The sequence below is a fragment of the Streptomyces decoyicus genome, from assembly GCF_019880305.1.
In the GTDB taxonomy this organism is placed as follows: Bacteria; Actinomycetota; Actinomycetes; order Streptomycetales; family Streptomycetaceae; genus Streptomyces; species Streptomyces decoyicus.
In genome coordinates this window covers 4,612,539-4,626,657 of sequence record NZ_CP082301.1, presented here as the reverse complement: position 1 = coordinate 4,626,657, position 14,119 = coordinate 4,612,539, and the positions used below count along the sequence as shown (strand labels likewise).

At 71.4% G+C, this 14,119-nt stretch carries 10 protein-coding genes, 1 tRNA gene and 1 other RNA gene; 1 reads left to right on the top strand and 11 read right to left on the bottom strand.

What is annotated here, in order from left to right; genetic code table 11:
• Positions 1 to 81: 81 nt before the first annotated feature.
• The 9 genes from K7C20_RS20365 to ffs form a co-directional block, all read right to left on the bottom strand.
• Positions 82 to 1,848, bottom strand: a complete 1,767-nt coding sequence (locus K7C20_RS20365) for a hypothetical protein (protein WP_053210593.1) — start codon at positions 1,846 to 1,848, stop codon at positions 82 to 84.
• Positions 1,845 to 2,507: a SigE family RNA polymerase sigma factor gene (locus K7C20_RS20360; protein ID WP_199812784.1), complete on the bottom strand. Its 663-nt coding sequence runs from the start codon at positions 2,505 to 2,507 to the stop codon at positions 1,845 to 1,847. Before K7C20_RS20360 ends, K7C20_RS20365 begins: the two co-directional genes overlap by 4 nt.
• A gap of 471 nt (positions 2,508 to 2,978) precedes the next feature.
• The gene (locus K7C20_RS20355) at positions 2,979 to 4,094 is read right to left on the bottom strand and encodes an aspartate-semialdehyde dehydrogenase (RefSeq protein WP_030089274.1); all 1,116 of its coding nucleotides are present in this window, start codon (positions 4,092 to 4,094) and stop codon (positions 2,979 to 2,981) included.
• Positions 4,091 to 5,362, bottom strand: a complete 1,272-nt coding sequence (locus tag K7C20_RS20350) for an aspartate kinase (RefSeq protein WP_030989759.1) — start codon at positions 5,360 to 5,362, stop codon at positions 4,091 to 4,093. Before K7C20_RS20350 ends, K7C20_RS20355 begins: the two co-directional genes overlap by 4 nt.
• A 421-nt stretch (positions 5,363 to 5,783) precedes the next feature.
• Positions 5,784 to 6,446, bottom strand: coding sequence for a DUF5063 domain-containing protein (locus K7C20_RS20345; protein ID WP_030089278.1), 663 nt, complete (start codon positions 6,444 to 6,446; stop codon positions 5,784 to 5,786).
• The gene (gene recR, locus K7C20_RS20340; protein ID WP_018089931.1) at positions 6,439 to 7,038 is read right to left on the bottom strand and encodes a recombination mediator RecR; all 600 of its coding nucleotides are present in this window, start codon (positions 7,036 to 7,038) and stop codon (positions 6,439 to 6,441) included. The genes K7C20_RS20345 and recR overlap by 8 nt, the downstream gene beginning before the upstream one ends.
• 51 nt (positions 7,039 to 7,089) lie before the next feature.
• A complete protein-coding gene (locus K7C20_RS20335; RefSeq protein WP_078889642.1) occupies positions 7,090 to 7,440 on the bottom strand; it encodes a YbaB/EbfC family nucleoid-associated protein in 351 nt (116 codons plus the stop codon).
• 188 nt (positions 7,441 to 7,628) lie between these two features.
• The gene (locus K7C20_RS20330) at positions 7,629 to 10,175 is read right to left on the bottom strand and encodes a DNA polymerase III subunit gamma and tau (protein WP_053210592.1); all 2,547 of its coding nucleotides are present in this window, start codon (positions 10,173 to 10,175) and stop codon (positions 7,629 to 7,631) included.
• 46 nt (positions 10,176 to 10,221) lie between these two features.
• An RNA gene (gene ffs / locus K7C20_RS20325) (signal recognition particle sRNA small type) lies at positions 10,222 to 10,320 on the bottom strand.
• 130 nt (positions 10,321 to 10,450) lie between these two features.
• Here ffs and K7C20_RS20320 point away from each other — a divergent pair.
• Positions 10,451 to 10,538, top strand: a tRNA-Ser gene (locus K7C20_RS20320).
• Positions 10,539 to 10,889: 351 nt separating this feature from the next.
• Here K7C20_RS20320 and K7C20_RS20315 read toward each other — a convergent pair.
• Positions 10,890 to 11,996: a chitinase gene (locus K7C20_RS20315; protein WP_030089286.1), complete on the bottom strand. Its 1,107-nt coding sequence runs from the start codon at positions 11,994 to 11,996 to the stop codon at positions 10,890 to 10,892.
• A gap of 278 nt (positions 11,997 to 12,274) precedes the next feature.
• Positions 12,275 to 13,930, bottom strand: a complete 1,656-nt coding sequence (locus K7C20_RS20310; protein ID WP_053210591.1) for an APC family permease — start codon at positions 13,928 to 13,930, stop codon at positions 12,275 to 12,277.
• Positions 13,931 to 14,119 lie beyond the last annotated feature (189 nt).

Genomic DNA, 14,119 nt, shown 5'->3' with positions numbered 1-14,119 from the left:
GGTACGGGGCCCGTACGACGGGGCCGCACCGCCCCCTCCACCGGGCCCTGCCCCTGCCGCCGGGTCCTGGACCGCCGACCGCTAGGAGGACGCCAGCGCCTCGGTGCGGTACACCGTTCCGGCGCAGGCATCCGTGACCTTGGCATCGGCCGCGGCGGGCTCGCCGGCCTCCGGCGTGTGGCTGAGAACGATTCCACCGGGCGCGCCACCGCCCCCGGCACCCTCGTCGCCGCCTGCCTGGCCGCCGCTGTCGCCCGTTGCCGGCGTCCCGGCGTCCGGCGACTGCCCGGGGTCCTTGGAGGGGTCGGGGGTCGGCGAGGGCCCGGGGCTGACGCATCCGCTGGTGCCGCCGCCGGACTGCGGGATCCAGGCGAACTTGACCTCGTACGCCTCCCCCGGCTTGAGGACCAGCTGGTCAGGGGTGGTGGCCGGGTCGGGCAGGCCGGTGGCCTCGTCTCCCGAGGTGTGGTCGACGACGTGGATGTGGTCGGGGTTGGTGGAGCCCTGCGCGACCAGTCCGACGGTGCCGCCGCCCTCGACGGAGCATGCGGCGGCGGAGGTGTTGACCACCCGGAACATGCCGTAGACGCGGCCCGTGGAGTCCGCCGGACCGACCGTGCTGGTGCCCTGGCCGAGCTGGTCGCGCCCGCAGACCGGCGAGGTGACGTCCATGGTCTCGTCGGGGGCGGGGCTGCCGGCGCCCGCACCGGGGCCCGCGCCGTTCTTCCCCTTGGCCTTGCCCGTGCCCGGTGGTTTGCCCTCGTCCGGCGCCGCGCCGCCCGGCTCGGTCGGCCGCGGGCCGGTCTGCTCGGTGCCTTCGCCGTGTGTGCCCCCGCTGACGCCCTGGGCCGGCCGGCTGCTCGCCGCGCCGGCGGACCGCCGCTCGGAGCTGTCGGCGAGGTTGGCGACGTGGACCATGGCGGGGATGGACGTACCACCGAGCAGCAGCGCGGCCGCCGCGCCCAGGACCACATGCCGGCGGCGCTGACGGCGGGCGGGCACCGCGCGGCGCAGCTGGTCCAGTGCGTCCGGCGACGGTTCGAGGGCGCCGGCGCGGGACTGGAGCAGCCGCCTCAGATCGTCCTCGCCGCCGAAGCCGCCGGTGGGGTGGCTTCGGCCGTGGCCGTCGCCATTGCCGTCACCGGGGCCGTCGCCCGTGCCGCCGGCCTGCGCCTCGCTGCCGTACGCATGGCTGTCGGCAGCGTCACCGGCGTTTGCTCCGCCTCCGGTGGCGGTCGTTGTTCCCTGCGTGCCGGTGGGTGCTCCCACGGCACCGGACGCTGCGTCCTGCGGGCCGGCCGCCGCTCCGGCCGTCTCGGCCGGCGCTCCGTCGGCGACACCGATGTCATCGATGTCGCCGACGTCATCGGTGTCATCGGTGTCATCGTCGTTGACGGATTCCTGGCCGGATGTCGCGCCCTGCCCGGACGTGATGCCCCGTCGGCGGCCCTCCGCCGGCTCGCCGCCCGGGTGCTCCTGCGCCTCACGTGCCGCATACAGCCCACGCGCCGGCTCGCCGGGAGCCCCACGGGCCCCGGCCGCGTCGTCGGGACGGCCGTACGGAACGCCCCCGTGCGCCGCGTCGCACCGGGCGAGTCCGGTGCCGCGTGCGCCGCTCCGGTTCATCGGGTCGATCGCATCGCTCGGGCTGCCGGGAGTGCGCGGGGTGACCGACTTGCGCGGCGTCCTCGGGTGGGTCGGGCCGTTCGACGTGCTCGGGTGGATCGGGCCGTTCACTGTGCTCGGGTGGATCGGTCCGTTCGGCGTGCTCGGGGTGGCCGGGTTGCTCGCGTCATACGAGCCACACGAGGCGAACGGGTCGTACCGGCCAGACGTGGTGCCACTCATGCCGGAGCCTCCATCGCGACGCGGAGCGCCGCGATGCCCCGCGACCCGTAGGCCTTGACCGAGCCGAGCGATATGCCCAGCGTCTGGGCCACCTGCGCCTCGGTCATATCGGCGAAATAGCGCAGCACCAGCACTTCGCGCTGCCGGCGCTGGAGACCGCGCATCGCCTGGATCAACTGGTCCCGCTCCAGCAGGTCGTAGGCGCCCTCCTCGGCGCTCGCCATGTCGGGCATCGGCTTGGAGAGCAGCTTGAGCCCGAGGATGCGGCGGCGCAGCGCGGAGCGCGAGAGGTTGACGACCGTCTGCCGGAGATAGGCGAGGGTCTTCTCGGGTTCGCGCACCCGTCCGCGCGCGGAGTGCACGCGGATGAAGGCTTCCTGGACGACGTCCTCGCAGGAGGCGGTGTCATCGAGGAGCAGTGCGGCGAGACCGAGCAGGGAGCGGTAGTGCGCGCGGTAGGTCTCGGTGAGGTGGTCGACTGTGGTGCCCGCTGCCATCGCGTCGTCAGTGTCCCCACGCTGAGGAGGAATCTGCGCGGGACGCGTGGTGGGCCAGGGAGCGATCACTGGCATGCCCCCGGACGCAAGGGGACGCGGCGGGCGCACTGTTGCGCCTGCTGCCCCTGCCGGGGCGACGGTGAATCCGAGTACCTCTGCCACGCCTGTTGGACACGCTTCCCCCCACAAGGGTTGTACGCGCAAGGCACCGCTTTTGACGATGCATCAAATGCCCTCATGCGTACCAGCTCTTCCTGAATGCCCTAATTACCCCGACGCGAATACCCCGTTTTGCCCGGGGCCCCACCCTGTGGCCCGCGGACATCCCGGGCCACCTGTGAGGGCGGCCACGAAGACGCTCCCCGCCCAACTGCCGGTTGCAGTACGACGGGGAGCGAATGGTCGAACAGATCGTCAGCCCAGATCAAGAGGTTTGGACCGGCAATTCGCTCACAGAATCTTCACACGCCCCACAAAGTATCTCCCAGGAGCTCAGCGCACGACGGCCGATCCCGCCAAGTCGCCCCCCACAGCATGGCCGAAGCCCTTACCGGCATCCTCGGAACCCCTGCCAGAACCCCTGGCGGAGCCCGGCCGGGCAGCCCCGGCGCCGGATTCCCGGCCGGCCCGGGCCTATCCCCGAAGGTCCGCCGCCACCAGCTCGCCCACCTGCGCCGTATTCAGCGCCGCTCCCTTGCGCAGATTGTCCCCGCACACGAACAGCTCCAGCGCCCGCGGATCGTCCATCGAGCGCCGCACCCGCCCGACCCAGGTCGGATCCGTACCGACGACATCGGCGGGGGTGGGGTACTCGCCCACGGCCGGGTCGTCGCTGAGGACGACCCCGGGGGCCGCGGCGAGGATCTCGTGCGCACCGCCGACCGAGACCTCGTTCTCGAACCGGGCGTGGACGGTCAGCGAGTGCGTGGTGATCACCGGCACCCGCACACAGGTCGCGGTGACCGGCAGGTCCGGCAGCCCCAGGATCTTGCGGGACTCGTTACGGATCTTGAGCTCCTCGGAGGACCAGCCGTCCTCCTGGAGCGAGCCGGCCCAGGGCACGACATTGAGCGCGATCGGCGCGGGGAACGGCCCCAGCGTGTCCCCGACGGCCCGCCGCACATCGCCGGGCGCGCACCCCAGCTCCGTACCGGACACCGCGGACAGCTGCGCCCGCAAGGTGTCGACGCCGGCCTTCCCCGTCCCGGAGACGGCTTGGTACGAGGAGACGATCAGCTCGCTCAGCCCGTACTCGGCATGCAGCGCACCCAGCGCGACGATCATCGAGAGCGTCGTGCAGTTCGGGTTGGCGATGATGCCGCGCGGCCGCACCCGTGCCGTGTGCGCATTGACCTCGGGTACGACGAGCGGCACGTCCGGGTCCATCCGGAACGCGCCGGAGTTGTCCACGACCACCGCGCCCTTGGACACCGCGACCGGCGCCCACTGCGCGGCGACCTCGTCGGGCACGTCGAACATCGCGACGTCGATGCCCTCGAAGGCATCCTCGCTCAGCGCGACGACCTCGACCTCGGCGCCCCGCACGGTCAGCTTGCGGCCGGCCGAACGGGGCGAGGCGATCAGCCGGATCTCGCCCCAGATGTCGGCCCGCTCGGACAGGATGCCGAGCAGGACCGAGCCGACGGCGCCGGTGGCGCCGACGACGGCGAGATGCGGCTTGGCGGCCGTACGGGCGTCCGCCCACGCCGTGTCAGCGAGGGACGGACGGCCCGCCTCGGCCGGAATCATCGGCCGGTGCCGCCATAGACCACGGCCTCGTCACTGTCGGTGTCGAGACCGAAGGCGGTGTGCACGGCGCGAACGGCCTCGTTGACGTCATCGGCACGGGTGACGACCGAGATGCGGATCTCGGAGGTCGAGATGAGCTCGATGTTCACGCCCGCGTTCGACAGCGCCTCGAAGAACGTCGCCGTGACGCCCGGGTTGGTCTTCATGCCCGCGCCGACCAGCGAGATCTTGGCGATCTGGTCGTCGTAGCGCAGCGAGTCGAAGCCCACCGCCGCACGGGTCTTCTCCAGGGCCGCGACGGCCTTGCGGCCCTCGGCCTTGGGCAGCGTGAAGGAGATGTCGGTCAGACCGGTCGACGCGGCGGACACGTTCTGCACGACCATGTCGATGTTGACCTCGGAGTCCGCGATCGCACGGAAGATGCGCGCGGCCTCGCCCGGCTTGTCCGGGACTCCGACGACCGTGACCTTCGCCTCGGAGGTGTCATGTGCGACGCCCGAGATGATTGCCTGCTCCATCGGCTGGTCCCCTTGCGGTTCGTTGCTGACCCATGTGCCCTTCAGCCCCGAGAACGAGGAGCGGACGTGGATCGGGATGTTGTATCGGCGTGCGTACTCGACGCAACGGTGCAGCAGCACCTTGGATCCGGAGCTGGCCAGCTCCAGCATGTCCTCGAAGGAGATCCAGTCGATCTTCCGGGCCTTCTTCACGACCCGGGGGTCGGCGGTGAAGACACCGTCCACATCGGTGTAGATCTCACAGACATCGGCGTCCAGGGCGGCCGCCAGCGCGACGGCGGTCGTGTCCGACCCACCGCGCCCCAGCGTCGTGATGTCCTTCTTGTCCTGGGACACACCCTGGAACCCGGCGACGATGGCGATGTTGCCCTCGTCGACGGACGTCTTGATGCGGCCCGGCGTGACGTCGATGATCCGTGCCTTGTTGTGCACGGAATCGGTGATGACGCCGGCCTGGCTGCCCGTGAAGGACTGCGCCTCATGGCCGAGGTTTTTGATCGCCATCGCCAGCAGGGCCATGGAGATCCGCTCTCCGGCGGTCAGCAGCATGTCGAACTCGCGCCCCGACGGAATCGGGGACACTTCCTGCGCGAGATCGATCAGCTCGTCCGTCGTGTCGCCCATCGCCGAAACCACTACGACAACCTGGTTGCCGTTCTTCTTGGCTTCGACGACTCGCTTGGCAACGCGCTTGATGCCCTCGGCATCCGCAACGGATGAGCCGCCGTACTTCTGCACGACAAGGCCCACGTGCGCTCCTCGCAACTGTCTCTTCGGGAGTTTCCTCCCGGACCCCCGGAAATGGGGGTACTGCGGTCGGCTCAGTCTAACGAGCAAGCGGAGTCCGCCCTGCTGATACCACATCGTGAGACCTGAGACTCACTGGTTGATCACTGGTTCTCACCGTGATCACCTGTCCCGTGAGTTTCACGTCCCGAGGCGGCTCCACAAGGCGCACCGTTGCGCCTGCCCGGCGAGCACATGCCCGCTTCTGGCCGGTACACACGAAAACGTAACCCAGGTCACAAGGTCCGGGCGCGGCGAGAGGCGCACGGGGCGGATGGCACGGGGCGCGCCGCACAGAGCGCGGGCAACGGCGCGGGAGCCGGTCTGACGCCCGTCAGCGGGCGGCTGGGGGCCGGACAGGCACCCCGGCGGCCCCTCCCCCGGCTCACACCCCCCGCAGCCCCAGCGGCCCGGCGATCTCCGCCGCCATGACCTTCCCGGCCTCCTCGGCGAGCCGCTCCTCGTCGCCGGTGACGTCACTGTCGGTGTCCAGGCCGTCCAGCTCGACCAGCGGCTGGTCGAGGCGTACGTGGGCGACCAGCGACTGGAGCGCACGCAGCGCGGCCGAGGCGGTCGGTCCCCAGTTGGACAGGTAGGAGAACTGCCACCACCACAGGGCCTCGCTGATCCGGCCCGCCCGGTAGTGCGCGAGGCCGTGCCGCAGATCGGTGATGATGTCGGCCAGGTCGTCGGAGATCCGGCTGGCGACCGGCTCGCTGCGCGGCACATACGGGTCGAAGACCTCGGAGTAGACGTCCACCGGGTCGAGCAGGGTCGCGAAGCGCTCGCGCAGCTCGTCGACGTCCGGCTCCGGGCCGGTGTCCGGCTCGTAGCGCTCGTCGGGGACGAAGTCCTCGTGGGCGCCCAGACGGCCGCCGGTGAGCAGCAGCTGGGAGATCTCCAGCAGCAGGAAGGGGACCGCGCTGTCCGGCTCGTCGCCCTTGGCGACCTCCGTCACCGCGACGATGAAACTCTCGACCGAGTCGGAGATCGATACGGCGAAGTCGTCCGGGTCCTGTGTCGCGTTGTGCAGCGTGGCATCAGACATCGAGAAGTCTCCTCCCTTCGAAGGCCCGCCCGAGCGTGACCTCGTCCGCGTACTCCAGATCACCACCGACCGGCAGTCCGCTCGCCAGCCGTGTCACTCTCAGGCCCATGGGCTTGATCATGCGGGCCAGATACGTGGCCGTGGCCTCGCCCTCCAGATTCGGGTCGGTGGCCAGAATCAGCTCGGTGACGGTGCCGTCCGCGAGCCTGGCCAGCAGTTCCCTGATCCGCAGGTCGTCGGGGCCCACCCCCTCGATCGGGCTGATCGCCCCACCGAGGACGTGGTAGCGGCCGCGGAACTCGCGCGTCCGCTCGATCGCCACGACGTCCTTGGGCTCCTCCACGACGCAGATGACCGCCGGATCGCGCCTCGGGTCGAGGCAGACCCGGCACTGCTCCTCCTGCGCCACATTGCCGCAGGTGCCGCAGAACCGGACCTTCGCCTTGACCTCCATCAGCGCGTTCGCGAGCCGGCGGACATCGGTCGGCTCGGCTTGAAGAATGTGGAAGGCGATCCGCTGCGCGCTCTTGGGACCGACGCCGGGCAGCCTGCCCAACTCGTCGATCAGGTCCTGGACCACGCCTTCATACACGGAACGTCTTCTTTCTCTTCTGCCGTGCTGCGTACGCTAGTTGGCTACTCCTCAGAAGGGGAGACCCGGGATTCCGCCACCGCCCAGACCCTGGGCGAGCGGACCGAGCTTCTGCTGCTGCAACTGCTGGGCGCTGGCGTTGGCGTCCCGGACCGCCGCCAGCACGAGGTCGGCGATCGTCTCGGCCGTCTCCTCGGCGGAGTCGGTGTCGACCGCCTTGGGGTCGATGACCAGGCCCTGGAGCTCACCGGAGCCGGTCACCGTCGCCTTGACCAGACCGCCGCCCGCAGAACCCTCGACGGGTGTCTCCGCCAGCTCCTGCTGGGCGGCCGCGAGGTCCTGCTGCATCTTCTGGGCCTGCTGAAGCAGCTGCTGCATATTGGGCTGACCACCGGGGATCACGACGTGACTCCTGCCATACGACAACGTTTGTGCGGTAGCCCGAGCCTACGTGTTTCACGTGCCCCGCGCCCTACGCCGTAGGGAGGAGCACGGGTGTACGCCTGGTGTACGCCCGCTTACGGGGCCCACCGGCTCTCCGCCCCCTGTCCGGCCGCGTCGCGCGCTGCCCACGCGGTGGTGTGCGCCGGCTACTCGTTGTTGAACTCCTCCACCACCGTCGCGCCGAGTTCACGCACGATCAGGTCATGCCCGCTGAGCGCGGAGTCGACGAGATCGGGGTCGTCCTCGGCCGGCATGTCGTATTCGATCGACGTCGGCGGGGGCTCCGGCGGCGTGTAAGAGGCCTCCGCCGCGGGGCCGCCCTGGCCACCGCCCGCGGACGCCGACGAGGAGACGGCCTCCCGCGCCATCCGGGCGCCCTGGCTGCCGCCGGCGCTGCCACTGCCGCCGCCCGCTCCGGCGCCGCCCTGCCCGTACTGGCTACCGGACGACGGGGGCGCCGAGGGGCCGCCCTGCGGCGGCGGGGACTGCGGACCGCTCTGCGGCGGCGCGGCGGGCGCGCCGCCGCCGAAGCCGCCTCCTCCACCGCCGAAGCCGCCACCGCCGCTACGGGGAGCGCCACCGGCCGGCGGATTGGCGCCGCCCGACGGATCGACGATCGCCTCGACCCGCCACTGCACCTGGAACCGCTCGGCCAGCACGTCCTTGAGGACGTCCTCGCTTCCGCCGTTGGCGAAGCTGTCGCGGGCACCGGCATTGGGGAAGCCGATCTGGAGCGTCGTGCCGTCGAAGCCGGAGACCTGGGCGTTCTGGCTCAGCAGGATCCACGTGAAACGACGGCGGGCCTTCACCGCATCCAGGATGTCCGGCCACATCTGCCGCACCTGGGCGGCGCCCTGTGCCGCCCCCGGGGCCGCCCCGGGCTGCGGCTGCGGGGACACGGGCGCGGACGCGGGCGGTCCGGGCGCCGGCTCGGGCGGCGCGGCGGGCGGCGCGCTCTGCGGGGCCTGTCCGCCCTGGCCCGGGGCCACGGCCGTGGGCCAGCCGCCGGGCTGCCGCCCGGCGCCGGGGCCGTTGCTGCCCGCATTACCGCCTCCGGCGGGGCCTCGGCCCGTGCTTCCGGGCCAGGCTCCGGGGCGCGCGGCCGCAGCCTCCCGGCCGCCGCCCTGCGCTCCGGCCTCCGGTGCCTCCGCGGGACCGCTCCGGGGTGCCTCCGCGCCTCCGCCGTCGCCCCGCTGCTGCTCCCCGCCGGGCCCGGCCACCGGCGCGCCGGGCGCCTCCGCACCAGCCGTCGGCGCAGCGGGAGCGGGAGCCTCCGGGGCGGCCGGAGCCGGGGCAGCCTGGGCCGGGGCGGCCGGAGCCCCCGCACCGCCGCCCACCGCGCCCCGCACCGCAGCACGCGCGGCGGCCGGTCCGGACGGTCCGGCCGGCATCGCCGGATGCGCCTCCGGCCCCGGTACATAGCCCGCCGCGGGCCCGCCACCGGACGCCACCACGGGCGCCGGCCCGGTTCCGGGGGCTGCCCCGGGACCCGCGCCGCCGCTCATACCGCCGGCCCCGCCCAGCAGCGCCGCGCCCGCGCCGCGCTCCAGGCGGTCGAGCCGCGCCTGCACCGAGCGCTCGTCGTCGTACGCCGCGGGCAGCAGCACCCGCGCACAGATCAGCTCCAGTTGCAGCCGCGGCGAGGTCGCCCCGCGCATCTCCGTCAGGCCCGTATTGACCAGGTCGGCGGCCCGGCTCAGCTCGGCCGCCCCGAAGACGGACGCCTGCGCCGTCATCCGCTCCACCACATCGGCGGGGGCGTCGATCAGCCCCTTCTCGCCCGCGTCCGGCACGGCCGCCAGGATCACCAGATCCCGCAGGCGTTCCAGCAGGTCCGCCACGAAACGCCGCGGGTCGTTGCCGCCCTCGATGACCCGGTCCACGACCTCGAAGGCCGCCGCCCCGTCCCCCGCGGCGAACGCCTCCACGATCGAATCCAGCAGCGACCCGTCGGTGTACCCCAGCAACGCCGTCGCCATGGCATACGTCACACCGTCCGCACCGGCACCGGCGAGCAGCTGGTCCATCACGGACATCGAGTCACGCACCGACCCGGCCCCGGCGCGCACCACCAGCGGCAGCACCCCGTCCTCGACCGGGCTGTCCTCACGCCCGCACACCTCGGCGAGGTACTCCCGCAGGGTCCCCGGCGGCACCAGCCGGAACGGGTAGTGGTGCGTACGCGACCGGATCGTCCCGATGACCTTCTCGGGCTCGGTCGTCGCGAAGATGAACTTCAGATGCTCCGGCGGCTCCTCGACGACCTTGAGCAGGGCGTTGAAGCCCGCCGAGGTCACCATGTGCGCCTCGTCGATGATGTAGATCTTGTAGCGGCTGCCGGCCGGCCCGAAGAACGCCTTCTCCCGCAGGTCACGGGCGTCGTCCACGCCACCGTGCGACGCCGCGTCGATCTCGATCACATCGATCGAGCCCCGGCCGTTCCTGGCCAGGTCCAGACACGACTGGCACTTCCCGCAGGGCGTGGGGGTGGGACCTTCCTCACAGTTGAGGCAGCGCGCCAGGATCCGCGCGCTCGTCGTCTTGCCGCAACCTCGCGGCCCGCTGAACAAATAGGCGTGATTGACCCGGTTGTTCCGCAATGCCTGCTGCAGCGGATCGGTTACGTGCTCTTGCCCGATGACCTCGGCGAAGGTCTCGGGGCGGTAGCGGCGGTACAGCGCAAGGGACGACACGCATACGACGATATCGGCCCGCACTGACAACCGGCGGGGCCCCGCAAACGCAAGCGCCCCCCACGCACCCGCCAGAGCCGACCTACCCTTGCTGCCTTCCGGCCCTGGGGGAGTTCAGTCAGATAGCGCCACGTGAGGGGCTGCGCACCACAGTAGCGGATTCCCCGCCGAAGAAACGAACCCGGACCCCGCTCCTCGATCCGCTCGCTCCCCCGCCACCCCCTCCCCGCGATCATGGTCGCGAGCACTCCCCAACGTCTTGTATTGTTTGCGGCGGAGGATTCGCCTAGTGGCCTAGGGCGCACGCTTGGAAAGCGTGTTGGGGGCAACCCCTCACGAGTTCGAATCTCGTATCCTCCGCCATTGCTCTCACCGGGCAATACGTTGAAGGGCCCCACCGCTTGCGGTGGGGCCCTTCGACGTTGTCCGCCTCGGTTCCGCCTCGGATCCGCCTCGGTTTCCGTGTCGGTTTCCGTGTCGGTTCCTCTAGGCCGCGGCCGTGGCGCCCACCCTCCGGCCGCCCCGGCTTCCCCATGATCGCTTCGACGGTCAGGGCAGGGAGTTGAGCAGCAGCAGAACGGTCCCGGCCGTGTGGCGTGTGTCACGCGGCCGGGACCGTTCCGGACGTCCGGCGGACATCGGAGCCTCGTTGTCGCCGGGCGAGGGAGCAGTTGCAGTTCCCTGGGCCCCGGATCCGGGCGGCGGCGCCCGTGCTCAGCCGGTGAAGGCTCGCACGAACTCGTTCGCCGCCTTACCGATGCTGGAACAGGTCGCCATCGCCGTGGGTTTCGCGCCTCCGGGGCAGGCCTTGTCCCGGGTGACCGACCACATCGAGAGCCGGCCGAGTCCCTTCTTCTCGGCGAACCTCTTGAGTTCGGCCGCGTCGTCGGGCCTGAAGACCTCGGCCTTGACGTCGTTCACACCGATCATCGGCGTGACCGAGACGGTCTTCCAGGCCTGCCCCTCGCTCCGGATGCCCAGCGCCGCCTTCACCTGCTTCTGGGTGGCGGTGGCGGCCGCGATGGCGTATTTGCCCATGTCGCCGTCGTAGTAGGTGCCGTAGTCCATCGCCATGATGTTCACGCCGGAGATCCGGGCACCGTTCTTCTTGGCGTTCTCCAGCACCGCGACGGCGTGCCGGTTCAGGCCCGAGGGGAGCACCGGGAGGGTGACGGAGACGTCCAGATCCTTGCGCTGCTGCTGGAGCCGGGCGATCGCCCGGGCGCGGAGGCTGTTGGCCTTGGTGTCCGTCAGGGCAGGGCCCTCGATGTCGAAGTCGACCTTCGTCAGGTCGTAGGCGTCGATGACCTTGCGGTACGCGTTCACCAGCTTGGGCACCGAGCCGCAGACCCTGGCCAGTTCGTTGCCGCTCTGCCCGCCGAAGGAGATACGCACATCGCCGCCCTTGGCGCGCAGCGCGGCCACCTGCCGCGCCACCGGGTTGTCGCCCAGCGCCTGCCTGCCGCCCCACTTGGGTTCGCAGCCGCCTCCCGGGGAGACGAAGGCCAGGTTGTACTCCTTCACCCCGGTCTCCTCGGCGCCCTTGAGGAGGTCGTAGGAGGGCTTGAGCAAGGTGTCCACGTACGGCGAGAAGGCAGCGGGCTCCGCGGAGGGCGTGGCAGAGGGGGTGTGAGGGGCGGAAGGGGCGTCGCTCTTCGACTGCGACGGTTTCGCCGGGCCCGGGCTCCCGGGCTTCTCCTGCTCCCCGCTCGAGCAGCCGGCGAGCAACGAGGCCGCCATCGCCGCCACCACCACCGCGGTGGTGACCGGCTTCGGCTTGCGGCTTCTCCGGGGAACCTGCGCTTCTGCGTGACGCGCCATCGCGGGGCTGCCTCCAGGGGTTGGGGGGCGGGCAGTTGTGTCCGGACGTGCAGCAAGGAGGGAACGGAAACAACGGGAAGCCGCACCGGATCGGCCGATCAGCATGTTGCGCGCCGGGCACGGAGGGCAAGGAGCGCAGGCAAGGCACGGAGAGGGCCAGGCGGGCGAATCATGCCTGGCCAGGCCCTGGGTACGGGCACCGGGCGGCCGGACGGCCCGCCCGCGGGAGTCGCGAAGATCACATCACGTGGGCTGCGGCATCCGCCCCGTGGCCGGTGTCACCGCGCGGCGGCGGGAGGCGGAGGTACGGACTCGCCCTCCTCCTCGTGCTGGACGGCTGCGTCCACGGCTTCGGGGGGCATTGCCAGTCGTACGGCGGTGTAGTGCACGGCGAGGCTGAAGACGATCACGATGACGAGGTCCCACCATTCGGGGAGCACGCCGGTGCCGCCGTAGCGGCCGAGATAGCCGATGAGGACCATGCCGCCGAGCCAGGGCCACACCCAGAGGGCCGATTTGGCGCGCAGGCCGCTGCGTTCGGCCGCCGGGATGCCGCGGCGGGTGAGCGCGAGGACGACGAAGCCGAGCAGGGCGGCGATACCGAGTTTCCAGTCCGCCTCGTACCCGGACCAGTAGAAGATCAAGTTGGCGAAGACGAAGCCGGCGGGCGCCATGACCCGTGCGGCGGCCAGCCGGTACGGGCGGTTGCGGTCGCCGTCCCGTACGCGGAGGGCGTGCAGCGAGACCGGTGCGAACGCGTACATGACGGCCGCTGCCGAGGTGACCAGGCCCACCAGCGCCTGCCAGCTGGGAAACGGCAGAAACGCGAGCTCGCCGACCACGAAGGCGAGGAGGGTCGAGACGACGGGTACGCGGCTGCGGCCGACCTGGGTGAGGACTGGGGGCAGCACCCGCTCCCGCCCCATGGCGTACGAGAGACGTGCGGCACCTGCCATGTAGACCAGGCCGGTGCCTGCCGGGGAGATGACGGCGTCGACGTAGAGGATGGTCGCCAGCCAGCCGGCCCCGACCGCGGTGGCCAGAGTGGCGTAGGGACCAAAATTGCCCTCCCCCACCGGGTGGGCCCAGCCGTCGGCCACGGCTTCGGGGTCCAGGGCGGCGATGAAGGCGACCTGGAGCAGGAGGTAGAGCGCCGTACCGACCGCCATGGCCACGATCACCGCCCGGGAGATGTCGCGCTGGGGATCGCGCGCCTCACCGGCCAGCTGGATGGCCTGCTCGAAGCCCAGCAGCGCGAACACCACACCGGCGGGCAGCGCCGCGAAGACGCCGTGCGCCCCGTGCGGGGCGAAGCCGCCGCCCGCGGTGAAGTTCGAGCCGTGGAAGGCCAGGGTCATCAGGACCACCACGGTCAGCAGGGGTACGGCCGTCTTCACCACCGCGGTGACCGAGTTGATCCCGGACATCAGCCGTACGCCGAGGATGTTGATGAGGGTGAAGACCAGCATGAGGAAGGTCCCGATCACCAGGCCCGCGGTGGTCAGGGTGCCGTTCGGGTGCAGGACGTGCACCCGGTCGTGGAACCAGCCGATGCGGTCCATGTACGAGAGCGTGGCCTCGACCTCGATCGGCGAGATCAGGACCGAGCGCAGCCAGGACATCCAGCCGGCGGTGAAGCCGACCAGCGGGCCGAAGGCGAAGAAGGGGAAGCGGGCGGTGCCGCCCGCGATGGGGTACGTGGCACCCAGTTCCGCGTGGGCCAGCGCGAGCACGGCGAGCATCGTCGAGGCGAGCACCCAGGACACCAGCGAGGCCGGGCCGGCGATGACGGCGGTGGTCAGGGCGCCCAGCAGCCAGCCGGAGCCGATGATCGATCCCAGGGAGATGAACATCAGTCCCCAGAACCCGACCGCTCGCTGGAGATGACGGCTTCCGGCGGCGCTCTCACTCCCCGTCACGGATGGCTTGCTCACGCGCGCTCCTGGTTCACGGACCCATCTTGGTCCCGGGGAGCGGACGGGAAGCGGACCCAGCGCGTATACGCCTTGCGTGTCGCCTCGTGTGCGGAGAGTGAGCAGCTGCCGACTGAGAGCCTTACGGCGCAAGGCAGGCTTTCCGGTGCGGGCGTAGGCGTCGGGCCGGCCCGGCCTCCCCCGCTACCG

What these genes read in the sequence shown, in the direction of transcription:
- K7C20_RS20365 (WP_053210593.1), bottom strand. Translation starts at nt 1,848, where the DNA reads ATGAGTGGCACCACGTCTGGCCGGTACGACCCGTTCGCCTCGTGTGGC.
- K7C20_RS20355 (WP_030089274.1), bottom strand. Translation starts at nt 4,094, where the DNA reads ATGATTCCGGCCGAGGCGGGCCGTCCGTCCCTCGCTGACACGGCGTGG.
- K7C20_RS20345 (WP_030089278.1), bottom strand. Translation starts at nt 6,446, where the DNA reads ATGTCTGATGCCACGCTGCACAACGCGACACAGGACCCGGACGACTTC.
- K7C20_RS20315 (WP_030089286.1), bottom strand. Translation starts at nt 11,996, where the DNA reads ATGGCGCGTCACGCAGAAGCGCAGGTTCCCCGGAGAAGCCGCAAGCCG.